The following is a 26,807-nucleotide window of genomic DNA, read 5'->3' as shown; positions in this document are numbered from 1 at the left end:
AGGAACAACCTCTGACCACGCGGGAATTCCGTTCCCGGGGCACGTATTCCGGGTATCGGGATTTCTGCGGGACGAACTGCGCGCGCGGCGCGCAGCCCCGGACGGATGGATTCGACACGCGTGACGGAGCACCCCACCCCCTCCTACGACCGCCCCCAGCCGGGCGTCGACCCCGCGGAGGCCCGCGGGGCGCTCCTGCGTTCCCCGAAGCCGCTCGGCGCCACCGCCTTACCCGCACAGGCCCGCACCGGCGAGACGCCTTCTTCGCCCGGTACGACCGCGCCCTGCGGCAAGGGGAAGGAGCCCCCAGTCAATCGCCCCGAGCACTCGCAGCCGGCCGCCGCCGAGACCGATACGCACCGCCCGCGTCCCACGCCGGAGGGCATTCCGCCGCAGCCCGGCGCCGAACAGGAGCGGGCCACCGGTGGCCAGGACCGCCGTACCGGGCGGGGGCTGCCGCCCGGGCGGCCGATGCCGATGCGGCGGGACGGGGACCGGCTGCGGTTCGTGGGCGCCGCGACCCGGCGGATCGCCCGTGGCATCGACCTCGACGAGATCGTGATGGGCCTGTGCCGGGCCACCGTGCCGACCTTCTCGGACGCCATCCTCGTCTATCTGCGCGACCCGCTGCCGGTGGGCGACGAGCGGCCCACGGGACCCGTCGTGCTGCGGCTGCGGCGCACGGACCGGATCCCGGAGGAACGTGACACCGAGGGCGGCTTCCTGCCCGTGCAGGCCCCGGAGCCCGAGCCGACGGAGCCGACGGCACTGTCGGAGCTGTCCTCACTGACCGCCGAGCTGTGCGAGGTACGGCCCGGCGGAGCGCTGAACGAGGTGCTGCGCGGGGTGCGTCCCGTGTTCGCGGACGCACCGGCCGCCCGCGCCGCGCTGCCCGAACTCCTCGGCGAGAGCGGCGAGTCGGTCGTCCCCGACGGCCAGCACGCGATCCTCGCCCCGCTGCGCGGCCGTCGCCGGGTGATCGGTGCGGCGCTCTTCCTGCGCCGCCCGGAGCGCCTGGCCTTCGAGGCCGACGACCTGCTGGTCGCCGCCCAGCTGGCCACGCACAGCGCCCTGGGCATCGACAAGGCGGTGCTGTACGGCCGCGAGGCCTACATCGCCGACGAGCTGCAGCGCACCATGCTCCCGGAGACCCTGCCGCGCCCGACGGGCGTACGGCTGGCCTCCCGCTATCTCCCCGCGGCCGAGACCGCCCGGGTCGGCGGCGACTGGTACGACGCCATCCCACTGCCCGGCAGCCGGGTCGCGCTGGTCGTCGGGGACGTCATGGGCCACTCCATGACCTCCGCCGCGATCATGGGCCAGCTGCGCACCACCGCGCAGACCCTGGCCGGGCTCGACCTGCCGCCGCAGGAGGTGCTGCACCACCTCGACGAACAGGCCCAGCGCCTGGGCAGCGACCGGATGGCGACCTGTCTGTACGCCGTGTACGACCCGGTCTCGCACCGCATCACCATCGCCAACGCCGGCCATCCGCCGCCGGTGCTGCTGCACCTGGGCGGGCGGGCCGAGGTGCTGCGGGTGCCGCCGGGCGCGCCGATCGGCGTGGGCGGCGTCGACTTCGAGGCCGTGGAGCTGGACGCGCCCGCCGGGGCCACGCTGCTCCTGTACACCGACGGTCTGGTCGAGTCCCGGCTGCGGGACGTGTGGACCGGCATAGAGCAGCTGCGCGAGAAGCTGGCGGCGACCGCCCAGCTGACCGGTCCCGACCATCCTCCGCCGCTTGAGGCCCTGTGCGACGAGGTGCTCGACATGCTCGGTCCGGGCGACCGGGACGACGACATCGCGCTGCTCGCCGCCCGCTTCGACGGGATCGCGCCGAGCGACGTGGCGTACTGGTTCCTGGAGCCGGAGGACGCGGCCCCCGGCCGGGCCCGCCGGCTGGCCCGGCGCGCGCTCGCCCGCTGGGGAATGGAGGACCTCACCGACTCGGTGGAGCTGCTGGTCAGCGAGGTCGTCACCAACGCCGTGCGCTACGCGTCCCGTCCGGTCACCCTCCGGCTGCTGCGCACCGACGTGCTGCGCTGCGAGGTCGGCGACGACGTGCCGCAACTGCCGCGGCTGCGCCAGGCGCGGGCGACGGACGAGGGCGGGCGCGGGCTGTATCTGGTGAACCGACTGGCCAGGCGGTGGGGCGCGACCCGGCTGAGCACCGGAAAGGTCGTCTGGTTCGAACTGAACCGCAGTTAGGCCCGGTTCGCCGCCGTCACAGAGCTTCGCGGGCCCGCACAGCGCAGAGGGCGCCCGGACTGTCCGGGCGCCCTCCGGCGTCACTGCTGGTCGGCCGGGTTGAGCGGGTTGTCCGTGATGTCACCCGTCGGTGTGGCCGGCGGAGTCGTCGTCGGCGGCCTGGTCGTCGGGGTCTGGGTCGGCGGCTGGGTGGTCGGGGTCTGGGTCGGCGACTGCGTCGGCGTGTCGGACGGGCTCGGCGGCTCGGAGGTCGGCGACTGGGACGGGGTCTCGGTCGGCGACGACGACCAGGTTGGTGTGTCGGTCGGCTCGACGGCCGCGCCCTCGGTGGCGTTCAGGTCGAACTTGGCCTTGTCCGTGACGCCGAAGGTGTACGTCGCCCAGATCTTGGCCGGGTAACCGCCGCCGTTGACCCTCAGGCCGGGGAGCGGGAGTCCGGTCGCGCCCTTCAGCGAGACATGGTTCTTGGTCTTCTTGTCCTCGCCGAACAGGCCCACCGAGGTGACCAGGTCGGGGGTGTAGCCGGTGAACCAGGCGGACCGGTTCTCGTCGGAGGTACCCGTCTTGCCCGCCACCTGCTGGCCGTTGCGCAGCGGGTTGCGCGCCACCGAGTCACGGGCCGTACCGTCGTCGACCACGCCGGTCAGCACCGAGGTGACCGTGTCGGCGGCGGTGCGGCTGATCACCTGGCCGCCGATCGGGTTCGACATCTCGACCGTACGGCTCTTGGCCTCCGCCGACTTGATGATCGACGGCGTCACCTTCGCGCCGTGGTTGTCGAAGGTGGCGTAGATACCGGCCATCTCCAGCGGGCTGGCGCCCATGGAGCCCAGCGTCTGCGCGGGCACCGCCTGCATGCCCTTGGTGTCCATGCCCAGCTTCTTGGCGGTGCTCATCACGTTGTCCATGCCCACGTCCATGCCCATCTGCGCGAAGACGGAGTTGACGGACTGGTTCATGGCCTTCTGGACCGTGATGGGGCCGTAGTTCTGCTCGTCCTCGTTGGGCGGGGCGAAGCCGACCTTGGTGCCGTGGTCCACGACCGGGCGGCGGCTGGTGCCGTCGTACTTCGTGTTCGCGGTGATCGCCGTGCCGTTCTGCGTCTTGGCGTCGTCCTCCAGCGCGGCGGCGAGGATCAGCGGCTTGAACGTGGAGGCGGGCTGGTAGTCCCGGCGGGTCGCGTTGCTGAAGTAGTGCTTGTAGTAGTCCACGCCGCCGTACAGGGCGACGATGTGGCCCGTCTTGGGGTCGACCGAGACGGCGCCGGCCTGGACGTTCCCGTCGACCTTGCGCTTCTTCGGGTCGAGCTTGTCGGTCAGCTGCGACTTGACGGCCTTCTCCAGCGCGGCCTGCTTCTTCCGGTCGATGTTCAGGGTGATGGTCCAGCCCTGGTCCATGACCGCGTTCTCCGCCTGGGACTGCGTCAGGCCGTCCCGGTCCATCAGCTGCTGTTCGAGCTGCTGGTTGGCGAGATCGACCAGATAGCCCTTCTGCCCGTCCAGACCGGGCGCGCCCTTGGGCGCCTCGGGCACCGGGAACGTCATGCCGTCGCGCTTGGCCTTGGACAGCCAGCCCTCCTCGACCATGTTGTCCAGGACGTAGTTCCAGCGGTTCTTCACCAGCTTCCTGCTGGTCTCCGAGGCGACGGCCCAGTCGTACTGGCTCGGCGCCTGCAGCAGCGCGGCGAGATACGCGCCCTGCTGGACCGACAGCTTCTGGGCGTCGATCCGGTAGTAGGCCTGCGCGGCGGCCTGGATGCCGTAGGCGTTGCGGCCGTAGTAGCTGGTGTTGATGTAGCCCGCGAGGATGTCGTCCTTGGACTTCTGGCGGTCCACCTTCAGCGAGATGACCAGTTCCTTCAGCTTGCGCGTGACGGTCTGGTCCTGGTTGAGGTAGTAGTTCTTGACGTACTGCTGGGTGATCGTCGAACCACCCTGCTTGCCCTTGCCGGAGAGCGTGTTGATCAGACCGCGGGCGGTGCCCCGGAAGTCGACGCCGACGTCCTTGTAGAAGGACTTGTTCTCGGCCGCGACGAAGGTCAGCTGGACCTTCCTCGGCACCTTGGAGAGATCGACGATCTCACGGTTGACCGTGCCCCTGCGGGCCAGGATCGTGCCGTCGCTGTACTTGTAGATGTTGCTCTGACGCTTCGCCGCCGCGTTGCCCTCGGGGACGTCCACCACCAGGTACAGCACGATGAAGGACCCGATGCACAGCAGGCAGAGGCCGAGGAACGTGCCGAGGATCTTCTTCCAGGTGAACAGTCTGCGTATGCGGCCCTTGGCGGGCTTGCCCGGGCCGGTGGCCCCGGCCGCCCCACCCGGCGAGCGGCGCCTGGGCGCCGCTCGGTGGCCACCGCCACCGCGCTGTCGCGCTCGTCGTTCTTCCGCTCGTCCCATGAGTACGTCTGCTCCCCGTCTCGGCTGTCACACAGGTGTTTGGCTCAGGTCAGCTCAGAAAGCTAACACCGCTCTATATGACAAAGGGCGCCCGATCCGCTCTTTTACGGACGTGACAATCAGCACCCATCCCATGGGAACCGACGTACGAACGGGGCTCGAGGTTGCCATGAGGGGGTAAAGTGATATCACTTAGCTAGATCGGTGCTAGACGAACGGCGCCGCCACGCGAACGGGGGGACCCGCCCATGCCCACGCACGACACCCACGGCACACACGGCACGCACGACGCACCCGAGATGCCCGCCCCGCGGGTGCGGGAGTTCACCGCGCACAGCATCGGCGGCGGACTCGCGCTGCTGCTCGGACTGACCGGACTGCTGGTCACCTTCGGCCTCATCACCGCGTCCTCGACGGTCACCGCGGCCGGCGCCAAGGCCGGACTGCTGGTCGCGGGCGTGCTCGTCCTCCTCGCCTCCGTCATCGCGATGCGCGGGCTGAACACGGTGGCGCCGGGCGAGGCGCGGGTGGTCCAGCTCTTCGGGCGGTACCGGGGGACGATCCGGCAGGACGGCCTGCGCTGGGTGAACCCCTTCACCTCGCGGACCCGGATCTCCACCCGGGTGCGGAACCACGAGACGGCCGTCCTCAAGGTCAACGACGCGTACGGCAATCCGATCGAGCTCGCCGCGGTCGTGGTGTGGAAGGTCCAGGACACCGCCCAGGCCGTCTTCGAGGTGGACGACTACGCCGAGTTCGTCGGCACGCAGACCGAGACTGCGGTGCGGCACATAGCCATCGAGTACCCGTACGACGCCCACGACGAGGACGGGCTCTCGCTGCGCGGCAACGCCGAGGAGATCACCGAGAAGCTCGCGGCCGAGCTGCACGCGCGCGTGGCGGCGGCCGGTGTGCGGATCATCGAGTCGCGCTTCACGCATCTCGCGTACGCTCCCGAGATCGCCTCCGCGATGCTCCAGCGGCAGCAGGCCGGAGCGGTGGTCGCGGCTCGGCGGCAGATCGTCGACGGAGCGGTCGGGATGGTGGAGGCGGCGCTCGCCCGGATCGCCGAGCGGGACATCGTGGAGCTGGACGAGGAGCGCAAGGCGGCGATGGTTTCCAACCTGATGGTGGTGCTGTGCGGGGACCGGGCACCGCAGCCCGTCCTGAACACGGGGACCCTCTACCAGTGACGGACGCCTCCGGGGACCAGGCCCCCCAGCGTCGGCCGCAGCAGCGCAAGCAGGTGCTGCTGCGGCTCGACCCGTCCGTGTACGAAGCACTCGCACGCTGGGCCGGGGACGAACTGCGCTCCGCCAACGCCCAGATCGAATTCCTCCTGCGCAAAGCCCTCGCCGACGCCGGACGACTACCCAAGGACGCGGGCCCGATTCCACGCCGCGGACGACCCCCCGGACCGGACTGACGCCGCGCAGCAGAAGGGACGCGCCTCCTCGGGGGCCCACCCCCGCCCAGATCGAATTCCTCCTGCGCAAAGCCCTCGCCGACGCCGGACGACTACCCAAGGACGCGGGTCCCATTCCGCGCCGTGGGCGGCCGCCGGGGCCGGGCTGACCGGCGTGTAGCAGAACCGTGACAATCGGCCCCCACCTGCGGGGGTGTACCCGGGGCCATGATCTACACACTGCGCGTATACATACCGCGTATACACCGTGTGTAGAGTGCTGCCATGTCCATCGGTCACACCCTTCTGGGACTCCTGGAGTCCGGCCCGTGTCACGGTTACGACCTGAAGCGGGCCTTCGACGAGAAGTTCGGTCACGACCGGCCGCTGCACTACGGCCAGGTCTACTCGACGATGTCCCGCCTGCTGAAGAACGGACTCGTCGAAGTCGACGGGATCGAGGCGGGCGGCGGGCCCGAGCGCAAGCGCTACGCCATCACGGACGCCGGGATCACCGACGTCGACCGGTGGCTGGCGACGCCGGAGAAGCCGGAGGAGTACCTCCAGTCGACCCTCTACACCAAGGTCGTCCTCGCGCTGCTCACGCACCGGAACGCGGCCGGCATCCTCGACGCCCAGCGCTCCGAGCACCTGCGCAGCATGCGGATCCTGACCGACCGCAAGCGCAAGGGCGACCTCGCGGACCAGCTGATCTGCGACCACGCGCTGTTCCACCTGGAGGCGGACCTGCGCTGGCTGGAGCTGACCACCGCGCGCCTCGACAAGCTCCGTGAGGCGGTGGCCAAGTGACTCCTCCTCCCGGTTCCCTGCTCACCGCCCAGGACCTGCGCAAGGCGTACGGGCCGACCGTCGCGCTGGACGGCGCCGAGTTCTCCATCCACCCCGGTGAGGTCGTCGCCGTGATGGGCCCCTCCGGGTCCGGCAAGTCGACGCTGCTGCACTGCCTCGCCGGGATCGTGCCGCCGGACTCGGGCTCGATCACGTATAACGGGCAGGAGCTCGCAACGATGAGCGACGCCCGGCGCAGCGCGCTGCGGCGGTCAGAGTTCGGGTTCGTGTTCCAGTTCGGGCAGCTCGTACCGGAGTTGACCTGTGTGGAGAACGTCGCCCTGCCGCTGCGGCTGAACGGCACCTCCCGCAAGGAGGCCGAGCGGGCCGCGCTGAGCTGGATGGAGCGGCTTGAGGTCGACGATCTGAAGGGCAAGCGGCCCGGCGAGGTGTCCGGCGGTCAGGGCCAACGGGTCGCGGTGGCGCGGTCGCTGGTGACCGGGCCGCGGGTGCTGTTCGCCGACGAGCCGACCGGCGCGCTCGACTCCCTCAACGGCGAGCGCGTGATGGAGCTGCTGACGGACGCGGCCCGCTCCACCAACGCGGCCGTCGTCCTGGTCACGCACGAGGCGCGGGTGGCCGCGTACTCCGACCGCGAGATAGTCGTACGGGACGGGAAGTCCCGGGACATGGAGCGCGCCGTATGAGCGCAGGAAGGGGGCACCTCCCCGGTCGAGCGGAGCCGAGAGCCTGGGGGTGGGTCAGGGACCTGGCCATGGGGGTCCGGTTCGCCTTCACCGGCGGGCGTGAAGGCTGGATCCGGGCGCTGCTGACCGCGGTCGGCGTCGGCCTCGGGGTGGCGCTGCTGCTGCTCACCACGGCGCTGCCGAACGCGCTGCGCGAGCGTGACCACCGCGGCACCGCCCGGGACGACTTCACCTACATCGCGAAGGTGATGCCGAAGGCGGACGACACGCTCATCGTCGGCCGCACCGACACGACGTTCCGCAGCGACGACGTCCGCGGCCGGCTCCTGGAGCCCGAGGGCGCACGGGCCCCGCTGCCGCCGGGCATCACCGAGTTCCCCGCGAAGGGCGAGATGGTCGTCTCGCCCGCGCTGAAGAACCTGCTGGAGTCCGACTCCGGCAAGCTGCTGCGCGAGCGCATCCCCTACCGCATCACCGGCACCATCGCACAGTCCGGACTCATCGGGCCCGCCGAACTCGCCTACTACGCGGGCGCCACGGGCCTGGAGAACCGCCTGTCCGGCGGCAACGTCGAGCGCATCAACCGCTTCGGGCCCTCCTCCCAGAGCACTCAGGACTCACTGGACCCGGTCCTGCTGCTGCTCGTCCTGATCGTCTTCACCGTGCTGCTGCTGCCGGTCGGTGTGTTCATCGCGACGGCCGTGCGCTTCGGCGGCGAGCGCCGGGACCGCCGGCTCGCGGCGCTCAGGCTGGTCGGGGCGGACGGCCGGATGGCGCGCCGGATCGCCGGCGGCGAGGCGCTCGCCGGGGCACTGCTCGGACTCGCCCTCGGCACCGGCTTCTTCCTGGCCGGGCGTCAGCTGGCGGCCCTGCTGAAGGTGCGGGACATCAGCGTGTTCCCGAGCGACCTCAACCCGTCGCCGGCGCTCGTCGCGCTCGTCGCCGTCGCCGTGCCCGCGGCGGCCGTCCTGGTGACGCTGTTCGCCCTGCGCGGGGTCGTCATCGAACCGCTCGGCGTGGTCCGCAAGGCGCAGCCGCCGCGGCGCCGGCTGTGGTGGCGGCTGCTGCTGCCGCTGGGCGGCCTCGCGTTGCTCTACCCGATGATCGGGCAGGGCAACGACAACGGGAACTTCAACGAATGGCTGGTGATCGGCGGCACGGTACTGCTGCTCGTCGGCATCACCGCCCTGCTGCCGTGGATCGTCGAGGCCGTGGTGGCCCGGCTCAACTCCGGTTCGGTCTCCTGGCAACTGGCCGTTCGCAGACTTCAGTTGAGCAGCGGTACGGCCGCCCGTATGGTCAACGGCATCGCCGTCGCGGTGGCCGGGGCGATCGCGCTGCAGATGCTGTTCGCCGGGGTCGAGGGCGACTACACCAAGCAGACCGCCAACGATCTGAGCCGGGCTCAGCTGGAGGTCTCCACGGGCAACGGCATCCCGCTCGCCGAGGCCGGACGGCAGCTGGAGAAGACCACGGGCGTGCGGCGCGTGTCGGCCATCTCGCTGGCCTCGGTCGGGGACCGGGCGAAGCAGCCCGAGTCCGAGCTGGAGGTCGCCGTCGGCAGCTGCGCGGAGCTGCGCGAGGTGGCACGGCTGGCGTCCTGCCGCAACGGCGACGTCTTCCGGATCCTCGGCAGCGACTACGACAGCAAGACGAAGAAGCTCGCCGGGCCGGGCAGCACCGTGTACTTCGACCCGTCGTACGAGGGGACGCCGAGCCACCCGACGGCCTGGACGGTGCCCTCCCGCGTCAAGACGGCGGAGCGGCGCGAGGACCCGACCGGCTATGAGCGCGGCGGCCTGCTGATCACCTCGGGCGCGCTGCCCGAAGGCGCGGCGGCCGGTCTGTACCAGAAGGTGTTCGTGATGCTGGACCCGTCGGTGCCGGACGCTCGCGACCACGTGCGCAACACGGCCGCGCGGCTGGATCCGATGGCCAACGTGTTCAACCTGGCGGCCAGTGAGCAGTCGTCGCAGTTCCGGTCCATCCGTACCGGCCTGTTCGTCGGTGCCAGCTGCGTCCTGGTGCTGATCGGCGTGAGCCTGCTGGTCTCCCAGCTGGAGCAGCTGCGCGAGCGCAAGAAGCTGCTGTCGTCGCTGATCGCCTTCGGCACCCGGCGCCGCACCCTTGGTCTGTCGGTGCTGTGGCAGACGGCGATCCCGATCGCGCTCGGCCTGCTGCTGGCGTGCACGGTGGGTCTGACGCTGGGCGCGGTCCTGCTGAGGATGACGAACACCACGGTCCGCGTGGACTGGATGAGCGTCCTGTCGATGACCGGCGTGGGTGCCTCGGTCGTCGTCGCGGTGACGCTGCTCAGCCTGCCGCCGCTGCTGCGGCTGATGCGGCCGGACGGGCTGCGGACGGAGTAGCCGCACCCCGTCGCGTGGGCCCCTTCCCGGTGGGAGGGGCCCACGCCCCGTGCGGTCACAGGCTGTGCTCCCGCACCACCCTCCGGGCCTGGGCGAACAGCATGCCTACGTTGACCGACTTGCGGCAGACGATCACGGCCACGACGTCCTGCTGCTCGTTCATACGGATGAACAGGTGGGTGAGGTTCTCACTGTTGACCAGGATCTCCTGGAAGAAGTGGCTGTCAGCGGTGATGCCGCGGCGCTCCTTGAAGATGTCCTCGATCATCACGACCGTGCGCCCCTGGAACAGGTCGAGGGTCGCGCCCGCCAGGAGGTCCAGGACCTCGGGCGGGTGGTTGTCGACCGTCTCGTAGGACAGCAGCATCCCGGTCGACATGTCGACCACACCTGCCGCGAGGCAGTCCGGTGCGTCGCTGCGGAGCGATTTGACCAGACTCATCACCTGGTCGGAGAAACCCGGAGTCATACGCTTTGTCGCCATCCCTTCACACTCCTTCTGGTGTCTTGTCCATGAGGATCGAACCGATCCGGTCGAGGGCCGGGTGGGTGGCCCGGTGCAGTCGGTCCACGTCCATCCCCTCGTCGCCGAGCACGACCATCAGGGCCGTGTCGCCGACGGCGTAGAAGGCGACGCAGCCGTGACTGCCGTACGTCACCGTCTGCCGCAGCACTCCGCGCGAGGTGGCCTCGGCGGTGCGGCGCGCCAGGCCGAGGCCGGCGGCCGCGAGCGCGGCGAGGCTCTCCGGGTCGATCGAGTCCGCCGTGTCCGCCGCGATGAGCATTCCGTCGGCGGCGGCCAGTGCCGTGTCGGTAATTCCGGTGACCCTTTCGCGCAGCCCGCGCATTTCTCGCGCCAGGGCTTCGTGATTCATCTGCTCAACTCCTCGTTCCTGACTGAATTCGACCGTTGCAGCGATCAACTCGCGCCTTTCATTTGGCGGTTCCGTGCCGCAGCCGGAAGAACCCTTTCCAGCTCGCCCCGCTCTTGGTCGGGGTGAGGGTTTCGGTGATGCCGCTGGCGCCCGGTTCGCGGCGCGGCAGTTCGGTGGGGGCGGGGGGCGGCTCCGGGGCCGGGGTGCTCGGGGGCGGCTTGCGGTGTCGTACGACCGGAGCCTCCAGCGGCATCCGGACGGGGACCCGGTCGGCGAGGGCGGCGCACTCCAGCAGCCCTTCGCCGAGCATGCGCGCGACCTCCACCGTGACGGTGTAGACCCCGCGGCCGGTACGGAAGGCCAGGTCCCGGGCGGTGCGGCGGCCGTCGGCATGGACGAGCAGCTCCTGTTGCAGCGGGGTGCGGGCGCGCTCGGCGGGGGCCTTGGGCAGGGGGCGTTCCCGGTCGGGGCGCACGGGGTACGGCAGCGCGGCCACGGCGGCCAGTTTGCGCACCGCCTCCTGGAGCAGCCGGGCGGGTGTCTCGCCGACGGCGACCGGGGCGTGCGGCTCGGTGCCGGTGACGGGCTCGCAGCCGTCCACCCGGCCGGCGACGATGGCGAAGGCCGCGTCGTGCAGGGCCATGACACAGACCACCCTGAGCTGGGCGGGCCCCGCGTAGCCGTGGGCGATCAGCCCGGCGGCCGGCCAGCGTGCCCCGCCGGACTCACGCACCAGTTCCGCCCACTGCTCGCCGTCGATGCGGTCGGAGCGCAGCAGGAGCGCCTCGGGGGCGGGGGCGCCGGGGCTCTCGGCCGCGACCACGAGCCCGTCCCGCAGGTGGAACACGCCACCCGGGCTGCCCGGCACCCGTAGTTCTCCCGTGAATCCCTCGCGCCCGCACACGGTGAGGGCGTGCGCGAGCCGTCCGTAGCCGGCCCGGTCAAGGGAATCCCGAACCTCCGACATCACTCCCCTTGGCGTATCGGCATTTCGCACTGACGCCTGACGCGTCGCACCGAGGGGGTATGTGTATCAGTTCAGCGGCATATTTCTGCCGGGGATTTCCCACCTGTCTGCAGCTGACGGAAGTTGGAGCGTCCAGCTACTCAAAACGCCTTGTTCGACACTCATTTGATCGATTTCGAAGCGAACTCAGTTGGTGCCGTCGAGCACTCGTACGGGCAGCGGCCGCAGGGCCTCGCGCAGTGCGGCCGTCAGCTCCCGGTACTCGGCGCCGCGGGCCGATCCGGTGCGCATGGCGAGGGCGACACGGCGGCTCGGGGCGGGTTCGGCGAAGTATCCGGTGAGGAGCTGATTGCTGCGGGTGGTCTCGACCTTGAGGGCGGTACGGGGGAGCAGGGTGCAGCCCAGCCCGCCGGCGACGAGCTGGACCAGGGTCGACAGGCCCGCGGCGGTGGTCGTGACCGGAGCGTCCGCCCGTCCCGCCTCGCGGCAGATGTCGAGGGCCTGGTCGCGCAGGCAGTGCCCCTCGTCCAGGAGCAGCAGATTGAGCTCCCTGAGGGCCTCGCGCGGGATTCCCTCGCGGCCGCCGAGCCAGTGGTCCAGTGGGGTGACGAGCACGAAGTCCTCGTCGAAGAGCGGGAGTTCGATGACGCCGGGGATGCCCAGGGGCACGGCGAGCAGCAGCAGGTCGAGGCGTCCGCCGGCCAGCCCGTCGAGCAGGCTGGCGGTCTGCTCCTCGTACACCTGGAGATCGAGGTCCGGGTACCGGTCGTGCGTGAGCCGCAGGACGGTCGGCAGCAGATAGGGGGCGACGGTCGGAATGACCCCGAGCCGCAGCACCCCGGTGAAGGGCGCACGGACCGCCTCGGCCTCCTCCAGCAGCGCACCGACCTCGTCCAGCACCGCCTTCGCCCGTACGGCGAGACGCTCACCGGCGGGCGAGAGCAGCACCTTTCGGGTCGTACGCTCCAGCAGGGTGACCCCGAGGGTCTCCTCCAGGGCCGAGACGGCCCCCGACAGGGCGGGCTGGCTCATGCCGATGGCGGCGGCCGCGTCCCGGAAGTGCAGATGCTCGGCCACGGCGGCGAAGGCACGCAGCTGGGACAGGCTCGGCCGGCGCCGCCTCCCACTCACGCTACTCACGGTCACTGATAGACACCTCCGATCAACACGACCGAGTGTAGCTATTTCCCGTATCAATCGACCCTGTGCCAACATCGACAACGTCCAACCCAAGGGAAACGCCCGCGATCCGGGGGTTTCCCCGCTGCAAGGAGAGCGCGTGCTCACTGTCGGTGACAAGTTCCCCGAGTTCGAACTGACCGCCTGCGTCTCGCTGGAGAAGGGCAAGGAGTTCGAGACGATCGACCACAAGACCTACGAGGGCAAGTGGAAGATCGTCTTCGCCTGGCCGAAGGACTTCACCTTCGTGTGCCCCACCGAGATCGCGGCCTTCGGCAAGCTGAACGACGAGTTCGCCGACCGTGACGCCCAGGTGCTCGGCTTCTCCGGTGACTCCGAGTTCGTGCACCACGCCTGGCGCAAGGACCACGACGACCTGCGCGACCTGCCGTTCCCGATGATGGCGGACTCCAAGCACGAGCTCATGCGCGACCTCGGCATCGAGGGCGAGGACGGCTTCGCCAAGCGCGCCGTCTTCATCGTCGACCAGAACAACGAGATCCAGTTCTCCATGGTGACCGCCGGTTCCGTCGGCCGTAACCCCAAGGAGGTCCTGCGGGTCCTCGACGCCCTCCAGACGGACGAGCTGTGCCCGTGCAACTGGAGCAAGGGCGACGAGACGCTGGACCCGGTCGCCCTGCTGGCCGGTGAGTGAGTTGTCCCTCGACTCCCTCAAGTCCCGCATTCCGGACTACGCCAAGGACCTGAAGCTCAACCTGGGCTCGGTCATCGGCAACTCGGACCTGCCGGCGCAGCAGCTGTGGGGCACGGTGCTGGCGACCGCCATCGCCTCCCGCTCCCCCATCGTCCTGCGCGAGCTGGAGCCCGAGGCGAAGGCGAACCTGTCGCCGGAGGCGTACACCGCGGCGAAGGCCGCGGCGGCCGTCATGGCGATGAACAACGTCTTCTACCGCACCCGTCACCTGCTGTCCGACCACGAGTACGGCAGCCTGCGCGCGGGTCTGCGGATGAACGTCATCGGCAACCCGGGTGTCGACAAGGTCGACTTCGAGCTGTGGTCCTTCGCGGTCTCCGCGATCAACGGCTGCGGGATGTGCCTCGACTCGCACGAGCAGGTGCTGCGCAAGGCGGGCGTCGACCGTGAGGTCATCCAGGAGTCCTTCAAGATCGCCTCGGTCGTCCAGGCGGTCGGGGTGACCCTGGAGGCGGAAGCGGTGCTCTCCGAGTAGTTCGGCCGTGCCGTGCCGGGGCCTCGCTCACTCCTGGTGGGCGAGGCCCCCGGTGCTTTCCTGGGCGTCCCTGGGCGCTGCGACCGCGGACCCCGCCTCGGCCCGGACGGTCTCGTCCTCGAAGTCCGGTGGGGCCGAGTCCTCCTGGCCCGCGAGAACAGCCTGCTCCTCCGCATAGGCCTTCAGATAGCCCACCACCGTGTTCGTCACCGCCACCAGCGGTACGGCCACCACCGCGCCGCCGATGCCCGCGACCATGCCGCCGGCCGCGACCGACAGCACCACCGCCAGCGGGTGCACCCGCACCGCGCGGCCCAGGATGAACGGCTGCAGGACATGGCCCTCGATCTGCTGGACCGCCAGGACCACCAGCAGGGTCATGACCGCCGTGAAGACGCCCTGCGTCACCAGCGCGACGACGACCGCCAGCGCGCCGGACGCCACCGCGCCCACGAGCGGGATGAACGAGAACAGGAAGATGAACACGGCCAGCGGGACGGCCATGGGGACGTCCAGGAAGTAGATCCCGAGGCCGATGAAGATGGCGTCGATCAGGGCCACCAGCACCGTGCCGCGGACGTAGGCGGTCAGGGTGCGCCAGGCGCGCGGTCCGGCGCCGGCCACGCCCGGGCGGGCCGCCGCGGGCACCAGCTTCAGCGACCACTCCCAGATGCGCTCGCCGTCGTAGAGCAGGAACAGCGTCGAGAAGAACACCAGCAGGATGCCGGTCAGGGTCTCGACGATGACCTGTACGCCCTCCAGGCCCGCGGACGTGATCTGGTCCGCGTTGGCACCGATCGCCTCGCGGAGGTTCTTGGCGATCTGGTTGATCTGCTTGTCCGTGACGTGGAAGGGGCTCTTCAGCAGCCAGTTGCGCAGATCGTCGATGCCGTGCTGGATCTGGTTGGAGAGGGTGTCGATGTTCTCCATGACCTGCCAGGTCACGAACCACCCGATCAGGCCCATCACGACGAAGCCGAGGATGGCGGTGAGCGCGGTGGCCGGACCGCGCGGCACCCCGTGGCGCCGCAGCCGGGCCACCGTCGGCTGCAGCAGTGCGGTGATCAGCAGCGCGATGACGAAGGCGAAGACGACCAGTTGTACGGCGCTGATGACCCGCATCAGCACCCACACCGTGCCCGCGAGCACCAGCAGCCGCCAGCCCGCCTCGGCGGCGACCCTGACGCCCCACGGCACGGCCTGGGCCGGGTCCGGACGCGGACCGGCGGGCACGGGCGGGTGCGGGGCGGCCGGCGCCGGTTCGGCCATGCCGTCGGTGACGACCGGGTCGGGCTCGGTGGTCTCCTTCTCCACCTCGGCCCGTCGCTCGTCCAACCGCTCGCCCATTTCGGTCAGTCCGGCGCCGAGTCGGCCGAGCCACCCTGGCACTCGCGACATGATCCGTCCCTTTCCCCCGCGTCCCCGGGTGCTCGCCACCACTCCCCCCTGGAGTCGTTCGCGTCCGACCGTACAGGGCGAAAGCCCCTCCCCCTAGGACGGGGAGGGGCTGCGCAAGGTTGAGAGGGAACCGACGGGCTCAGTACCAGTGGTTCGCCTGCCAGAACGACCAGGCCTCACAGGGGCTGCCGTACCGGCTGTTCATGTAGTTGAGGCCCCACTTGATCTGGGTGGCCGGGTTCGTCTGCCAGTCGGCGCCGACGGACGACATCTTGGAACCGGGCAGCGCCTGGAAGAGGCCGTACGCGCCGGAGGACGCGTTGACCGCACGGTAGTTCCAGCTGGACTCGTGGTCCACGATGTTGCTGAAGCACTGGAACTGGCCGCTCGCCACCATCTGGCGCGCCATCGCCTGGATCTGCGCGACCGTGTACGAGCTCTGCACGGGGAAGCTGGAGGAGTCGCGGGTCGACCGGGTGGCCGCCTTCTTCGCCTCCGCGCGGGCCTTGGCTTCCTTCTCGGCCTTCTCCGCGGCGGCCTTCTTGGCGACGGCGGTCTCGGCGGCTGCCTTGCGGGCCGCCTCCTCGGCGTCCTTCTTGGCGCTCGCGTCCGCCTGGATGGCCTGGGCGTCGGCCTGCTGCGTCAGGGACGCGGTCTGCACCTGGGCCTGCTGACCCGCGGGTATGTCCGCGAGGAGCGTGGCGTCGGCAGCCGTCGGCTCGGCGTCGTTGCTGTTCTGCGCGACGCTGCCCGAGGCAACGCCGACGACGCTTCCGACTGCGGTGACCGCGGTGGCGGAGGCCACTGCGAATCCCCGGACCGAAATCCGGCTCACACGGTTTCCTTCCAGCATCGCCCGCTTCGGTGACCCTGGCGGACGCAATCGTGCCCCTGACGCTGGCCTCCCAACTGCGGGGTCACGGGAGGCACGGGCCCGGTGGGCAACTCCCTGCACGGGAGCGCCGCGTGGTGCTCGGGCGGCATACGACGTCGCTGTGGAGTTAGCCGTGGTGCTTCTGTTGTGCCGTACCGCTGGGGGTACAGGTGTGTCGTATGCGGGGCCTGACAGGAGTGAGACTCTGCCGTAACACAACGCCGGGTGGCAATTCCGAGGTGCGTGTGAAAGCTCACATCCCGTTTGACCCAGGGGATTTTAAGAAACCGCCACATACGACGGCGCCGCCCGGCTAGGCTCAGGGCCTTTGCCGGGCGGCGCCAACTACCGAGCAATCCGTCCAAGTTGGACAGTCGGGTCAGATATGACCGTCCTCCAGCATTTCGGTCACAAGTGCGGCGATCTGGGACCTCTCGGACCGCGTCAGAGTGACGTGGGCGAAGAGCGGATGCCCCTTCAGTTTCTCCACGACGGCGACCACACCGTCATATCGTCCGACCCGCAGATTGTCCCGCTGCGCCACGTCGTGGGTCAGAACCACGCGTGAATTCGCGCCGATCCGGGACAGAACGGTCAGAAGGACATTCCGTTCGAGCGACTGCGCCTCGTCCACGATCACGAACGCGTCGTGCAGCGAGCGGCCGCGGATGTGGGTCAGCGGCAGGACCTCCAGCATCCCGCGCGCGGTGACCTCCTCGATGACCTCGCGGCTGGTGACCGCGGAGAGGGTGTCGAAGACCGCCTGCGCCCAGGGGCTCATCTTCTCGGCCTCGGAGCCGGGCAGATAGCCGAGCTCCTGCCCGCCGACCGCGTACAGCGGACGGAAGACCATCACCTTCTGGTGCTGACGGCGCTCCAGGACCGCTTCCAGACCCGCGCACAGCGCCAGCGCCGACTTGCCGGTGCCGGCCCGGCCGCCCATCGACACGATGCCGACGTCCGGGTCGAGGAGCAGATCGAGGGCGATCCGCTGCTCGGCGCTGCGGCCCTTGATGCCGAACGCCTCCCGGTCACCGCGCACCAGCCGGACGTTGCCCTCCGACGTCATCCGGCCCAGCGCCTTGCCGCGCTCGGACTGGATGGTCAGACCCGTGTGCACCGGGAGATCGGATGCCTCCGGTACATACACGTGTCCCTCGTCGAAGAGGATGTCCACCTGCTCGCCGGACAGGGTCAGTTCGGACATTCCGGTCCAGCCGGAGGAGTCCGTGATGGCGAGTTCGGCGCGGTACTCCTCCGCGAGGAGCCCCACGGACGACGCCTTGATCCTGAGCGGCAGGTCCTTCGACACCACGGTGACGTCGTACCCCTCGGCCTGCAGATTGCGGGCCACCGCGAGGATGCGGGAGTCGTTGTCCCCCAGGCGGTAGCCGGTGGGCAGCACGCTGGGGTCCGAGTGGTTGAGCTCGACACGGATCGTTCCGCCGAGGTCCCCGATCGGGATGGGGGCATCCAGCCGGCCGTACCGCACCCGGTAGTCGTCGAGCAGGCGCAGGGCCTGCCGGGCGAAGTAGCCGAGTTCGGGATGGTGCCGCTTGGCCTCCAGTTCCGTGACCACGACGATGGGGAGCACGACCTCGTGCTCGTCGAAGCGGGCCAGGGCGTTGGGGTCGGCCAGCAGGACGCTGGTGTCGAGAACATACGTGCGCCGGTCTGACTTGTGGCGCTTTGTGCTGGTCACCACGGAAGGACGTACCCCCTCGGATGAGGTCGGGGAGCGACGAGATGGAGCTGGACCGGTCGACGGCCCCCGCGTACGGCGGGCCGAGAACCGGCCCTCCGTGGCTGCGTCCGTGCTGAGAGCGCACGGTCGGGCTGGTGCAAAGGGCCTCCCGGGCGGACGGCTCCGCGCCGCCCGCTGAGATCCGACACCCGTGGTTCGGGTGTCGACCTGCTTGGCTTATGCCCTCGAACATGCACTGCCATGCAAATGCATAGGACAGCGCACCGGTGAACTCCTCGTGACTTCCGCCCCAACGGGTGTACAGGGGGCGAAGCTCCGGACGTGGACCGCTCCGGGTGGTGTGCGTCAGCCGCCGTAGCGGCGGTGGCGTGCCGCGTAGTCGCGCAGGGCGCGCAGGAAGTCGACCTTGCGGAAGGCCGGCCAGAAGACCTCGCAGAAGTAGTACTCGGAGTGGGCCGTCTGCCACAGCATGAATCCGGACAGTCTCTGCTCACCGCTGGTACGGATCACCAGGTCGGGGTCCGGCTGGTCACCGGTGTAGAGGTGGCGGCCGATCATGTCGACGTCGACGGACTCGGCGAGCTCGTGCATGGAGGTGCCCTTGTCGGCGGCGTCCGTGATCATCGAGCGAACGGCGTCGGCGATCTCCTGGCGGCCGCCGTAGCCGATGGCGACGTTGACCACTATCCCCTCGACGTCGGCCGTGGCCTCCTCGGCCTCCTTCAGCGCGGTCTGCATCTGAGAGGGCAGCAGGTCCGGGGTGCCCACATGGTGCACACGCCAGCGGCCGTCGGCGGCGAGGGTGCGGACGACGTCCTCGATGATGCCGAGCAGCGGGACGAGTTCTTCCTTGGCGCGGTCGAAGTTGTCCGTGGACAGCAGCCACAGGGTGACGACCTCGACGTCCGTCTCGGAGCACCAGCCGAGGAATTCCTCGATCTTCTCCGCACCGGCCCGGTGACCGTGGACCGTGGTCGAGCCCGCGGCCTTCGCCCAGCGACGGTTGCCGTCCATGATGACGCCGATGTGCTTGGGCACCTGAGCGTGGTCCAGGTGGCCTTCCACCCGGCGTGCGTAGAGCCTGACCAGAAGGCCGCGCAGTTTGTCGCGCAGGTTCACGTGATTGTCAGTCCCCTCCATCGGTGCGGTCCCCCTTGCCGGCGAAGCCTACCCCTGTGGGGCCTTGACCGTTGGCGAGGGCTGTGAGTGGGTGCGCTTTCCCGGTGGGGTTTCCCGGACGGCAAGAACGGCCGGTGCCCCTCGGGAGCCGCGGGGCAGCCGGACGAAAAAACGGGCCGGTCCGTGGGGGGGAGACGGACCGGCCCGAGGGGGGGTTTCCACCATAACCCTTTGTAAGGGCTGATGCGTGCATCGGCGTGCCACAACTACTCTCCGGAGTCGCGTGGCAACGCCCAGGTGGGCTCTGAAGCCATTGTTCGGGGGGTTGCGCTTGGCCGATTCACGGCGGATTCCCAGGCGAACGGGGCGCGCACACAGAGATCAAAAGGGCTGGAGGCCCGCGAGGAGCCAATCGGCAAGGCGTCCACGGTCCCCCCGAAGGGCTACCCCGGTCGCGAACGACCGCTTGACGTGTCCGCGGGTGCATTTCGGCACCGCGCAGCCCCCTCCACTGCGCGGTGCCGCCCGCGCAGCTTTGCTCACGCGAATTCCCTTGGTCTGAACTTACGTGAGGGGTCGAGTAGATGCGAGTCGCTCGCGATAACGATGTGGAAACCGCGTGGACATTCCGGGGAGAGGCAGGATCAACACGTTCGCTTTTGCGTAGATCACCCGATTTGCTCCACGTCCCGAACGGCGCTTCCCGGCCATTTCCGCAACCACTGCGCCCACAGGGCCCTGTCAGTGCCCACTGCTAGCTTCGCGCGGCATGACGACACCCGAGAAGGACGCTCCCGGCATGCCGTACACGGGCTGCGAGAAGGACACCCTGCACGCGAGTCTCGAACGGCACCGGGACGCCGTCCTGTGGAAGCTCGACGGACTCGACGACGAACAGCTGCGCCGACCGATCACCCCGTCCGGGACCAATCTGCTCGGTCTGGTGAAGCATCTGGCGTCGGTGGAGTACGGCTGGTTCGTGGAGACGTTCGGCGGCGAGGTCGAACCGCTGTGGTTCGACCCGTACGCCGGCGAGGACATGACCGTGGGCCCCGGCGAGACGACGCGACGGATCACCGACTTGTACGGCCGTGCCCACGCCGCCGCCGACCGCGTCATCACCGAACTGTCCCTGGACGACCTCGGCCGCCCCGCGTGGCGGGACCACCCGGTGTCCCTGCGCTGGGTCCTCGTCCACATGATCGAGGAAACGGCACGGCACGCGGGCCACATGGACATCCTGCGGGAGCTGGTCGACGGGGCCACCGGTGACCATCCGCGGGTCACGGGTACGGGCTGACCGGCTCTCCTGGGAGGTTCACGAGGAACTCGCCGGAGCGGTCCCCTTCTTCGTCCGCTCCGCCGGCCGCAGTACGAGCAGGTTGAATTCGTCGTCTCCGTCCCGGATCGTGCCGGTGTGTTCGAAGCCGTGTTTCTCCAGGAGGCGGACGGAGGCGGTGTTGCCCGAGAACGGGTCGGCGTACAGCGGCCGCGTGCGCTCCTCCCGGAGGAAGGCGCCCAGGGCCTCGGTGCCGATGCCGCGGGCCCAGTACGCGCGGCCGAGCCAGTAGCCGACGTAGCGGTCCTCGCCCTCCCACCAGGCGACGATGTTCCCCGCGACCTCCCCGTCCACGGTGACCGTCCGCACGAGGCCCTCGGGATCGCCGAGGACCCTCTCCCTCCAGTGCTTCAGGAAGGCGTCCCGCGGCCGGGGCGTGAACCTCGACCGCCGGACGGCCTCAGGATCGTGCTCGTAGGCGAGGAAGACTTCGAGGTCGTCCTCCGTCACCGGGCGCAGGAGCACATGGGGCTTCTCGGTCGCTTCGGGCGTCTCGTCGGTTGTCCTGGGCGTCTCGGTCTTCTCCGTCTCCCTCATGCCGACCGAGTCTGGCAGGAGGCACTGACAACGGCCCTTCTACGGCCCCTCCACGGCTCCGTCACGGCACGAGGGGCCGGACCTCCTCGGCCGCGAACCGTACGAATCCCTCGGGGTCCGGCTCGTCCCCCGTCGGCTGGAGGATCACCGTGTCGGCCCCCGCCTCCGCGAGCCGCCGCACGCCCTCGGCCACGGTCTTCGCGTCTCCGGCGACCCCGAGGTCCGGGACCGACTCCACCCCCTCGGCGACCAGTTCGGCACGGAGGCGGGCGGCGGCGTCGGCACCGGTGGCGGTGAGGAGGTAGACGACGACCTCGTGCCGGTCGGTACGGCCGGCGGACGCGCGTCCCTCGTCGATGAGCCGCCGCGCCCGACGTACGCCGTCCGGCGAGGTGGCGGCGGTGAGGATCGTGCCGTCGGCCGCCTCCCCGGAGAGGCGCAGCGTACGTGGCCCGGTGGCACCGGCGAACACCTCGACGGGGCCCTGCGGCGGCCAGTCGAGCCCGACGTCGTCCAGCTTCACGTACCGCCCGTCCACGGTGAGCCGCTCGCCCCGCAACAGGGCGCGCAGCGCGTCGAGATGCTCCCTGAGCAGGGTCAGCGGTGACTCGGCCCGCGCGCCCACCTGCCCCATCCAGTCCTGCACGCCGTGCCCGACACCGAGGATCGCGCGCCCCGGGAACATCCGGTGCAGGGCGGCGGCCTCCATCGCGGTGATGGCGACGTTGCGCAGCGGCACGGGCAGCAGACCGACACCGACCCGCACCCGCTCGGTCCGGGCAAGGGCGGCGGCCGCGGTCGAGAACCCGCCCTCCCGGAAGCAGTCCTCCCACAGCCACAGCTCTTCGAGCCCGGCCTCGTCCGCGACCCGGGCCACCGCCCTGAGCCGCTCGGGGGGCAGTTGGGGACGGAAAACAGCGCCGAGTCCGGTCATGGTGCCTTCCTAACGTGCCGGTGCGGGTGGGACAACTTGTTTACAGTGCGAGGCGGGTCGACGAAGGGGGTCCAGGCATGGCGCGCTGGCGGGACGGGCGGGGAAGGCTGGTCGTGCGGGGCGGGGGCTCGGCGGCGGTGGCCCTGCCGCTGGAGCTCGCGACGTCGTATCGCGCCCGTACGAAGGGGCTGCTGGGCCGGGATTCCGTCGACGGGGCGATGCTGCTGTCCCCCGCCAACGGCGTGCACACCTTCCGGATGCGGATCCCCATCGACGTCGCCTACCTCGACCGCGACCTCACGGTGATCGCCGTACGCACGATGCGACCGGGCCGGCTCGGTCTGCCCCGCCTGCGGTCCCGGCATGTGCTGGAGGCGGAGGCGGGGGTCATGGCGGGGTGGGGGGTTCGGGTCGGGGTGCGGGTGGCCGTGGAGGTCGAGTAGGTCAGCTCTCCGAGCGCGGGAAGGAGACCTCCACTCGGCGGTTCTTCTTGCGGCCGGCCTCCGTGGAGTTGTCCGCGATGGGGTACTGCTCGCCGTATCCCCTCACCTCGAAGGTGATGTTCGAGTCGTTCAGGTCGGCGTCCAGGACCGCCTGTACGGCGTTGGCGCGCTGCCGGGACAGTACGTCGCCGTGGGCGGAGGAGCCGAGGTTGTCCGTGAAGCCGAAGACCCTTACCTGGGTCGCGTTCTGCTTCTTGATCTCCTCGGCGATCGCGTCGATACGGGACTTTGACTCGGCGCTCAGCTTGGCGCTGTCCTTGCTGAACAGCACCTCGGCCTGGAGCGCGAACTTCACGTCCGCGTTGGTGTCCTCGCGGCGCTCGTCCCCGCTCTGGTCCTCGACGACCGACTTGATGTCCAGCACCTTGGGCTGGGCGAGGGTGGCGCCCTCGGGGAGCTTCAGGTCGGGGTCGGTGGGGTCGATTTTCACCGGGGCGGTGGCGGTGGCCTCGGTGCCTGGGGGGACGCTGGGGCTGGTGTCGTCGGCGTGGGCCGCCACGGTGCCGCAGAGGTTGGCGGCGAGGACGAAGCTGGTGACGACGAGGCGGCGTTTTGTGGTCACGTTTGGCCTCATCCGGAGATCTGGATGGTGGCGGATGCGAACGTGGGCAGCTGGAAGTCGACTTCGGCCGTACCCGCCGGGGGCGACGGGAACTGCATGAAGACCGCCAGGCTGTCACCGGGCTTGAGCGTCGAGAAGCCTGTGGTGGTCAGGGGCCGGCCGTCGGTGTCCCGCAGGACGTAGTAACGCTTCTTGCCCTTGGGGTCGACCAGCGTGGCACCCCCCAGAGACCTGCCGTTCTTGATGATCTCGGTCTCGTTACCGCTCAGGGCGGAGGGGACGACGATGCTCTTGGCCCCGTCGTTCTTCAGAGTGCCGTTCACGGTGACGAAGCCACCGGAGTCACGCTGAGCAGAGGTGATCTGGAGCAGCAGACCGTCCGAGCCCTTCAGTTCCGCCAGGGGCGCGTCCGACTGCCCTTCCTGCGCAGTCGGCCCGGAGCCTCCGCCCTTGGAGGCAGATGCCGACGTCTCCGGCTTCTTGTCATCGCCGCCACCGCCGCCACAGCCGCCCGCGGCAAGGGCCAGACTGGTCGCCACCGTCAGCGCGACCAACCCCCTGCGAGCGTTCGCAGTGAACCGAATGATCATCGCTCTGCTTCCTTCTTGAATCGTCGTTCGCTTGTCAGTCGGCCAGGTGGACGTCGAAGAGGTCTTCAGGTCCGGGGAGGTCGGTGAGGTCGTCCGGGTTCAGGTCCCAGTCCCGGTCCTTGCAATTGAGCTGCGGCAGCGTGTCGTCCGGGGCGTCCTCGCCGGGCAGCTTGAACTTGCACAACGGCTCGATCACGGCCTTGGCGGTCGCCGTCGAGTGCACGTTCTCCGTGCCGGGGACAACCGAGTCACCAACGGACTTGGAGGTCTTGACCCGGACCTCGAAGTTCAGCAGCCATGGACGGCAGTACTCCACGGCGGCGTCGTTCTGGGCGGCAAGCTGATATGCCCGCCAGCACGAGGGGGCGACTGGCCCGACGCCGTCGAAGATGTCCTGCCACTTGGTGGGGTCGAGCACGTCCAGCTTCCACTGGTCGGCGAGCTGGTCGCGTGTGTTCTGTGCAGCCGCGAGAGCGGCCGCGTCCGCGGCCGTCTGGGCGCTGTTCCGATTCGCCGCGGCCTGGCCGACCGCGAGGTAGGCGAACGCAAGAAAGAGCAGACCCGCCACCACCGTGATGTAGATGGGGAAGGCCTGCCCTGCGTCGCGGTAAGTACGGAGGCGGGTCAGCCGCCGGTCACCTCGGCGATCTTCGCTGTGATCGCGTCGTAGATCGACTGACCGATGCTCGTACCCGTGATCGCCAACACGATCGCCACAACCACCGCGATGATGCCGAGGTACTCCACCGCGGTCTGGCCCCTGTCGCTGCGGGCGGCGCGGGCCTGCAAGTAAGCGACAGTGGTGTTGAACCAGTTGCTCATGGTGTTCCCCTCCGGATTCGCTTCCGACGCGGGCACCGTATGCCCCGTCCCCCCGCCCCCCGGAGGGTCCCAGGGCCCATTCCCGGGCCCAATCAGAACTCCCCACTTCACGCCACCCCCAACCACTTCGCCGCCGCCTGCGAGCGGCTCGTGCTCTGGAGCTTGGCGAAGATTCGGTTGATGTGGTTCTTGACCGTCTTCTCGCTGATGAAGCAGGTCGCGGCGATCTGCTGGTTGTTCATGCCGGACGCGATGAGGTCCATGATCTCCGCCTCCCTGGAACTCAGCCGGAACCGCGACCTTACCGACTGTCCCACACCAGGTTGCAGTTGCGAAAGGTTTTGAGAAGAAATAGGCGTTGGAAAGTCCGGAAGTTCACGAACCGCGTGTGCAGTTGCACGCACTCCAAGCTGCTCCAGTAACGCCTCGGCCGCCGTCGGAGTGAAGTGCGGCCGGCCCTCCCCGATGTCCCGTACCGCCCTGACCAGTTGCTCCACGCCGAACTCGCCGTGCACCAAGTAGCCCCCGGCTCCCAGGCGTACGGCCTCCTGGACGATCTCCGGCTCGTGGCTGTACGTGAGCATCATGACCGGCGCCAGGCGCACCAGGTACGGAAGCGCCGAGATGCCGTCCACGCCGGGCATGCGGATGTCCAGGAGGATGACGTCGGGGCGGTGTTGCAGGGCCGCCTCGCAGGCCTGCCGGCCGTTCGCCGCCTCCGCTACCACGGTGATGTCCTCCCGGCCGGAGAGGAGGGCCGTGAGGCCCGCGCGGACCACGGGGTTGTCGTCGGCGACCACGAGCCGAAGCGGTGCGGCCGGGGTGGCCGGTGGGAGGTTCTCGAAGGAGTTGCCTGGCATCGGGTGCCTCCTCTCATGCGTCTGGGGACTGTTGGGGGGTGGGGAGGGTGGGGAAGGTGGGGGGTGAGGGCGTGAGGGCGGCCAAGGGGAGTTCCAGGCGGACCTCCGTGCCCCGGGCCTCCTTGCCCGTGCCCATCCGGACGCGGGCGCCCACGGACGCCGCCCGTTCGGTCATGCCGATCAGGCCGAAGTGGCCTGAGCTGCACAGTCGTTCGACCGTGGTATCGGGAGGCAGGCCCCGGCCGTCGTCGTAGACGCTCATGCGCAGGACGTCTTCGTGGACTCCCGCTTCCACCTCGACCCGCGTGGCCGACGCGTGGCGGTGCGCGTTCTCCAGTGCTTCCGCGGCGATCGCGAGGAGTTGGCGGGCCACCGCGGGCGGGATCGGTGGGAGCGGGTGGTCGCCCGTCCGGTGGTACTCGGCGGGCAGGCCCGTGCGGGACGCGAAGTCCTCGGTGCGGGCGGCCAGTTCGGTGAGGACGTCCACGCCGTGCGCGGGATCGTGCTCGCGGCGCAGGTCGGTGAGGAGTTCACGGGCCTCCGTGGCCGCCCTGCGGGCCGAGCGGGACACCAGTTCCGCCTGTTGCTTGATCAGGGCCGGGTCCATGCGCGCGCCCTCGGCCGCCGAGCCCGCCAGGCCGTCGGCGGCCAGTGCCACCCCGTACAGGGTCTTCGCCACCGAGTCGTGCATCTCCCGGGCCAGCCGGGCCCGTTCCGCGCTCACCGCCTCCGCCACCGCCAGCCGGGCCTGGACCGTCGTCAGGGCCTGGGTCGCGGCGCCGAAGCGGAGCATCAGATTGCGCAGGGTCGAGCCCACCGCGCCCGCGATGACACAGAGGCCGGGCAGGAGGAGGGACTCGGCGACCTCCGCCCGGTGGGCGTCCTTCAGCGTCGCGTGGACCAGCAGCAGGATCAGCGACTGGAGCGAGGCGAAGCAGGCCGCACCCCGCCAGCTGTAGACCAGCCCGGCAAGGAGGGGGGTGCAGACGCTGACGTAGGCGAGGGTGGTGTCCGGGCCCGCCGAGACCAGGAGCAGGGAGCCGAAGAGGGTGTCCGCGGCGAGGAGCGAGGGGTGGCGCAGGAGGAGGGGGCCGAAGCGCTCCCAGTCGCGGAACAGGACGTACGAGACCATGAAGGTGACGACCACGGCCGCGCCCACCAGGCGGACGCCCAGGCCGGGCGCGGCGTTGACGAGCGCGGCGGGCGCGGCCAGCGCGATCATCGCCAGGCGGAAGCCGAAGACCTGACGGCACATCGCCTGGAGGGCGCGGATCTGGATCTTCTCGGGGTCGAGGAGGGGGGCGGGGATGCCGCCCGCCGGGAGTCGCGTCTCCAGCGGCGCCTGCTGTGCGGCCGACGATGCGTCGAGCGGGGTCGCAGGCGGCCGTGCGCGGCGCCACCGCAGTCGCGCGCGTTCCCTCGCCCCCACCCCCACGCTCGCCCTCGTCATCGCCCTCGTCGTCGCCATCGCCGTCA

Annotated in this window: 27 protein-coding genes; 10 read left to right on the top strand and 17 right to left on the bottom strand. The window is 70.0% G+C overall.

What is annotated here, in order from left to right; all coding sequences use genetic code 11:
* The first annotated feature begins 105 nt into the window (after nucleotides 1–105).
* On the top strand, nucleotides 106–2,208 hold the full coding sequence (locus AB0I54_RS02390) for a SpoIIE family protein phosphatase (RefSeq protein WP_363293971.1): 2,103 nt from the start codon (nucleotides 106–108) through the stop codon (nucleotides 2,206–2,208).
* A gap of 80 nt (nucleotides 2,209–2,288) precedes the next feature.
* Here the strand turns inward: AB0I54_RS02390 and AB0I54_RS02385 are convergent, their stop codons facing one another.
* Nucleotides 2,289–4,607, bottom strand: a complete 2,319-nt coding sequence (locus AB0I54_RS02385) for a transglycosylase domain-containing protein (RefSeq protein ID WP_363293970.1) — start codon at nucleotides 4,605–4,607, stop codon at nucleotides 2,289–2,291.
* Nucleotides 4,608–4,855: 248 nt separating this feature from the next.
* Between AB0I54_RS02385 and AB0I54_RS02380 the strand changes: the two genes are divergently transcribed.
* From AB0I54_RS02380 to AB0I54_RS02360, 5 genes are all read left to right on the top strand, one after another.
* Entirely contained in the window at nucleotides 4,856–5,800 is a 945-nt protein-coding gene (locus AB0I54_RS02380; RefSeq protein WP_363293969.1) for an SPFH domain-containing protein, read from the top strand.
* The gene (locus tag AB0I54_RS02375) at nucleotides 5,797–6,033 is read left to right on the top strand and encodes a hypothetical protein (protein ID WP_363293968.1); all 237 of its coding nucleotides are present in this window, start codon (nucleotides 5,797–5,799) and stop codon (nucleotides 6,031–6,033) included. The genes AB0I54_RS02380 and AB0I54_RS02375 overlap by 4 nt, the downstream gene beginning before the upstream one ends.
* A gap of 264 nt (nucleotides 6,034–6,297) precedes the next feature.
* A complete protein-coding gene (locus tag AB0I54_RS02370; RefSeq protein ID WP_363293967.1) occupies nucleotides 6,298–6,822 on the top strand; it encodes a PadR family transcriptional regulator in 525 nt (174 codons plus the stop codon).
* On the top strand, nucleotides 6,819–7,508 hold the full coding sequence (locus AB0I54_RS02365; protein ID WP_363293966.1) for an ABC transporter ATP-binding protein: 690 nt from the start codon (nucleotides 6,819–6,821) through the stop codon (nucleotides 7,506–7,508). The genes AB0I54_RS02370 and AB0I54_RS02365 overlap by 4 nt, the downstream gene beginning before the upstream one ends.
* A 68-nt stretch (nucleotides 7,509–7,576) precedes the next feature.
* On the top strand, nucleotides 7,577–9,877 hold the full coding sequence (locus AB0I54_RS02360; protein WP_363293965.1) for an FtsX-like permease family protein: 2,301 nt from the start codon (nucleotides 7,577–7,579) through the stop codon (nucleotides 9,875–9,877).
* A gap of 55 nt (nucleotides 9,878–9,932) precedes the next feature.
* Here the strand turns inward: AB0I54_RS02360 and AB0I54_RS02355 are convergent, their stop codons facing one another.
* The 4 genes from AB0I54_RS02355 to AB0I54_RS02340 form a co-directional block, all read right to left on the bottom strand.
* On the bottom strand, nucleotides 9,933–10,361 hold the full coding sequence (locus AB0I54_RS02355; protein ID WP_363293964.1) for a hypothetical protein: 429 nt from the start codon (nucleotides 10,359–10,361) through the stop codon (nucleotides 9,933–9,935).
* Between the two features lie 4 nt (nucleotides 10,362–10,365).
* Nucleotides 10,366–10,752, bottom strand: coding sequence for a roadblock/LC7 domain-containing protein (locus AB0I54_RS02350; RefSeq protein ID WP_363293963.1), 387 nt, complete (start codon nucleotides 10,750–10,752; stop codon nucleotides 10,366–10,368).
* 58 nt (nucleotides 10,753–10,810) lie between these two features.
* A complete protein-coding gene (locus tag AB0I54_RS02345) occupies nucleotides 10,811–11,719 on the bottom strand; it encodes a MarR family transcriptional regulator (protein WP_363293962.1) in 909 nt (302 codons plus the stop codon).
* A 186-nt stretch (nucleotides 11,720–11,905) separates the two neighbouring features.
* Nucleotides 11,906–12,865 (bottom strand): LysR substrate-binding domain-containing protein, encoded by a 960-nt coding sequence (locus AB0I54_RS02340; protein WP_363293961.1) that lies wholly within the window; start codon nucleotides 12,863–12,865, stop codon nucleotides 11,906–11,908.
* 133 nt (nucleotides 12,866–12,998) lie between these two features.
* On the opposite strand from AB0I54_RS02340, the gene AB0I54_RS02335 reads away from it, so the two are divergent.
* Nucleotides 12,999–13,553: a peroxiredoxin gene (locus AB0I54_RS02335; protein ID WP_030859927.1), complete on the top strand. Its 555-nt coding sequence runs from the start codon at nucleotides 12,999–13,001 to the stop codon at nucleotides 13,551–13,553.
* Nucleotide 13,554: 1 nt separating this feature from the next.
* Nucleotides 13,555–14,088, top strand: a complete 534-nt coding sequence (locus AB0I54_RS02330; protein ID WP_363294358.1) for an alkyl hydroperoxide reductase — start codon at nucleotides 13,555–13,557, stop codon at nucleotides 14,086–14,088.
* Between the two features lie 27 nt (nucleotides 14,089–14,115).
* On the opposite strand, the gene AB0I54_RS02325 is transcribed toward AB0I54_RS02330, so the two are convergent.
* The 4 genes from AB0I54_RS02325 to AB0I54_RS02310 all read right to left on the bottom strand — a co-directional run bounded on the left by AB0I54_RS02325 (nucleotide 14,116) and on the right by AB0I54_RS02310 (nucleotide 19,184).
* Nucleotides 14,116–15,486 carry an AI-2E family transporter gene (locus tag AB0I54_RS02325; protein ID WP_363293960.1) on the bottom strand — a complete coding sequence of 457 codons (1,371 nt, stop codon included), beginning with the start codon at nucleotides 15,484–15,486 and terminating at the stop codon, nucleotides 14,116–14,118.
* Nucleotides 15,487–15,625: 139 nt separating this feature from the next.
* Complete coding sequence (locus tag AB0I54_RS02320) at nucleotides 15,626–16,321, bottom strand: transglycosylase SLT domain-containing protein (protein WP_363293959.1); 696 nt, start codon at nucleotides 16,319–16,321, stop codon at nucleotides 15,626–15,628.
* Between the two features lie 418 nt (nucleotides 16,322–16,739).
* Entirely contained in the window at nucleotides 16,740–18,065 is a 1,326-nt protein-coding gene (locus tag AB0I54_RS02315; RefSeq protein ID WP_363293958.1) for a PhoH family protein, read from the bottom strand.
* Nucleotides 18,066–18,410: 345 nt separating this feature from the next.
* Entirely contained in the window at nucleotides 18,411–19,184 is a 774-nt protein-coding gene (locus tag AB0I54_RS02310; RefSeq protein ID WP_363294357.1) for an isoprenyl transferase, read from the bottom strand.
* A 769-nt stretch (nucleotides 19,185–19,953) separates the two neighbouring features.
* Between AB0I54_RS02310 and AB0I54_RS02305 the strand changes: the two genes are divergently transcribed.
* Complete coding sequence (locus tag AB0I54_RS02305) at nucleotides 19,954–20,484, top strand: DinB family protein (protein ID WP_363293957.1); 531 nt, start codon at nucleotides 19,954–19,956, stop codon at nucleotides 20,482–20,484.
* Between the two features lie 18 nt (nucleotides 20,485–20,502).
* Here AB0I54_RS02305 and AB0I54_RS02300 read toward each other — a convergent pair whose 3' ends face one another.
* Both AB0I54_RS02300 and AB0I54_RS02295 read right to left on the bottom strand, forming a co-directional pair.
* Nucleotides 20,503–21,060, bottom strand: a complete 558-nt coding sequence (locus AB0I54_RS02300) for a GNAT family N-acetyltransferase (protein WP_363293956.1) — start codon at nucleotides 21,058–21,060, stop codon at nucleotides 20,503–20,505.
* Between the two features lie 61 nt (nucleotides 21,061–21,121).
* Nucleotides 21,122–21,994, bottom strand: coding sequence for an LLM class flavin-dependent oxidoreductase (locus tag AB0I54_RS02295; RefSeq protein ID WP_363293955.1), 873 nt, complete (start codon nucleotides 21,992–21,994; stop codon nucleotides 21,122–21,124).
* Between the two features lie 77 nt (nucleotides 21,995–22,071).
* On the opposite strand from AB0I54_RS02295, the gene AB0I54_RS02290 reads away from it, so the two are divergent.
* Nucleotides 22,072–22,437, top strand: a complete 366-nt coding sequence (locus tag AB0I54_RS02290; RefSeq protein WP_363293954.1) for a DUF192 domain-containing protein — start codon at nucleotides 22,072–22,074, stop codon at nucleotides 22,435–22,437.
* Between the two features lies 1 nt (nucleotide 22,438).
* Here the strand turns inward: AB0I54_RS02290 and AB0I54_RS02285 are convergent, their stop codons facing one another.
* The 6 genes from AB0I54_RS02285 to AB0I54_RS02260 all read right to left on the bottom strand — a co-directional run bounded on the left by AB0I54_RS02285 (nucleotide 22,439) and on the right by AB0I54_RS02260 (nucleotide 26,799).
* A complete protein-coding gene (locus AB0I54_RS02285) occupies nucleotides 22,439–23,071 on the bottom strand; it encodes an OmpA family protein (protein ID WP_363293953.1) in 633 nt (210 codons plus the stop codon).
* Nucleotides 23,068–23,649 (bottom strand): hypothetical protein, encoded by a 582-nt coding sequence (locus tag AB0I54_RS02280; RefSeq protein WP_363293952.1) that lies wholly within the window; start codon nucleotides 23,647–23,649, stop codon nucleotides 23,068–23,070. Before AB0I54_RS02280 ends, AB0I54_RS02285 begins: the two co-directional genes overlap by 4 nt.
* Before the next feature lie 34 nt (nucleotides 23,650–23,683).
* Nucleotides 23,684–24,277 carry a pilus assembly protein TadG-related protein gene (locus AB0I54_RS02275; RefSeq protein WP_363294356.1) on the bottom strand — a complete coding sequence of 198 codons (594 nt, stop codon included), beginning with the start codon at nucleotides 24,275–24,277 and terminating at the stop codon, nucleotides 23,684–23,686.
* Nucleotides 24,274–24,471 carry a hypothetical protein gene (locus AB0I54_RS02270; RefSeq protein WP_363293951.1) on the bottom strand — a complete coding sequence of 66 codons (198 nt, stop codon included), beginning with the start codon at nucleotides 24,469–24,471 and terminating at the stop codon, nucleotides 24,274–24,276. Before AB0I54_RS02270 ends, AB0I54_RS02275 begins: the two co-directional genes overlap by 4 nt.
* A gap of 107 nt (nucleotides 24,472–24,578) precedes the next feature.
* A complete protein-coding gene (locus AB0I54_RS02265; RefSeq protein ID WP_363293950.1) occupies nucleotides 24,579–25,331 on the bottom strand; it encodes a response regulator transcription factor in 753 nt (250 codons plus the stop codon).
* Nucleotides 25,332–25,344: 13 nt separating this feature from the next.
* Nucleotides 25,345–26,799 carry a histidine kinase gene (locus AB0I54_RS02260; protein ID WP_363293949.1) on the bottom strand — a complete coding sequence of 485 codons (1,455 nt, stop codon included), beginning with the start codon at nucleotides 26,797–26,799 and terminating at the stop codon, nucleotides 25,345–25,347.
* Nucleotides 26,800–26,807 lie beyond the last annotated feature (8 nt).

Origin of the sequence: Streptomyces sp. NPDC050625 (assembly GCF_040654755.1) — a bacterium.
Taxonomy (GTDB): Bacteria; Actinomycetota; Actinomycetes; order Streptomycetales; family Streptomycetaceae; genus Streptomyces.
This window is presented reverse-complemented; position numbering and strand designations above follow the sequence as displayed.

Bases quoted from the DNA above. Each gene is read 5' to 3' on its own strand.
- AB0I54_RS02345 (WP_363293962.1), bottom strand. From the start codon at position 11,719: ATGTCGGAGGTTCGGGATTCCCTTGACCGGGCCGGCTACGGACGGCTC.
- AB0I54_RS02350 (WP_363293963.1), bottom strand. From the start codon at position 10,752: ATGAATCACGAAGCCCTGGCGCGAGAAATGCGCGGGCTGCGCGAAAGG.
- AB0I54_RS02360 (WP_363293965.1), top strand. From the start codon at position 7,577: ATGGGGGTCCGGTTCGCCTTCACCGGCGGGCGTGAAGGCTGGATCCGG.
- AB0I54_RS02260 (WP_363293949.1), bottom strand. From the start codon at position 26,799: ATGGCGACGACGAGGGCGATGACGAGGGCGAGCGTGGGGGTGGGGGCG.
- AB0I54_RS02295 (WP_363293955.1), bottom strand. From the start codon at position 21,994: ATGACCGGACTCGGCGCTGTTTTCCGTCCCCAACTGCCCCCCGAGCGG.
- AB0I54_RS02265 (WP_363293950.1), bottom strand. From the start codon at position 25,331: ATGCCAGGCAACTCCTTCGAGAACCTCCCACCGGCCACCCCGGCCGCA.
- AB0I54_RS02325 (WP_363293960.1), bottom strand. From the start codon at position 15,486: ATGTCGCGAGTGCCAGGGTGGCTCGGCCGACTCGGCGCCGGACTGACC.
- AB0I54_RS02355 (WP_363293964.1), bottom strand. From the start codon at position 10,361: ATGGCGACAAAGCGTATGACTCCGGGTTTCTCCGACCAGGTGATGAGT.
- AB0I54_RS02380 (WP_363293969.1), top strand. From the start codon at position 4,856: ATGCCCACGCACGACACCCACGGCACACACGGCACGCACGACGCACCC.
- AB0I54_RS02300 (WP_363293956.1), bottom strand. From the start codon at position 21,060: ATGAGGGAGACGGAGAAGACCGAGACGCCCAGGACAACCGACGAGACG.
- AB0I54_RS02270 (WP_363293951.1), bottom strand. From the start codon at position 24,471: ATGAGCAACTGGTTCAACACCACTGTCGCTTACTTGCAGGCCCGCGCC.
- AB0I54_RS02390 (WP_363293971.1), top strand. From the start codon at position 106: ATGGATTCGACACGCGTGACGGAGCACCCCACCCCCTCCTACGACCGC.
- AB0I54_RS02370 (WP_363293967.1), top strand. From the start codon at position 6,298: ATGTCCATCGGTCACACCCTTCTGGGACTCCTGGAGTCCGGCCCGTGT.
- AB0I54_RS02290 (WP_363293954.1), top strand. From the start codon at position 22,072: ATGGCGCGCTGGCGGGACGGGCGGGGAAGGCTGGTCGTGCGGGGCGGG.
- AB0I54_RS02285 (WP_363293953.1), bottom strand. From the start codon at position 23,071: ATGAGGCCAAACGTGACCACAAAACGCCGCCTCGTCGTCACCAGCTTC.
- AB0I54_RS02305 (WP_363293957.1), top strand. From the start codon at position 19,954: ATGACGACACCCGAGAAGGACGCTCCCGGCATGCCGTACACGGGCTGC.
- AB0I54_RS02385 (WP_363293970.1), bottom strand. From the start codon at position 4,607: ATGGGACGAGCGGAAGAACGACGAGCGCGACAGCGCGGTGGCGGTGGC.
- AB0I54_RS02280 (WP_363293952.1), bottom strand. From the start codon at position 23,649: ATGATCATTCGGTTCACTGCGAACGCTCGCAGGGGGTTGGTCGCGCTG.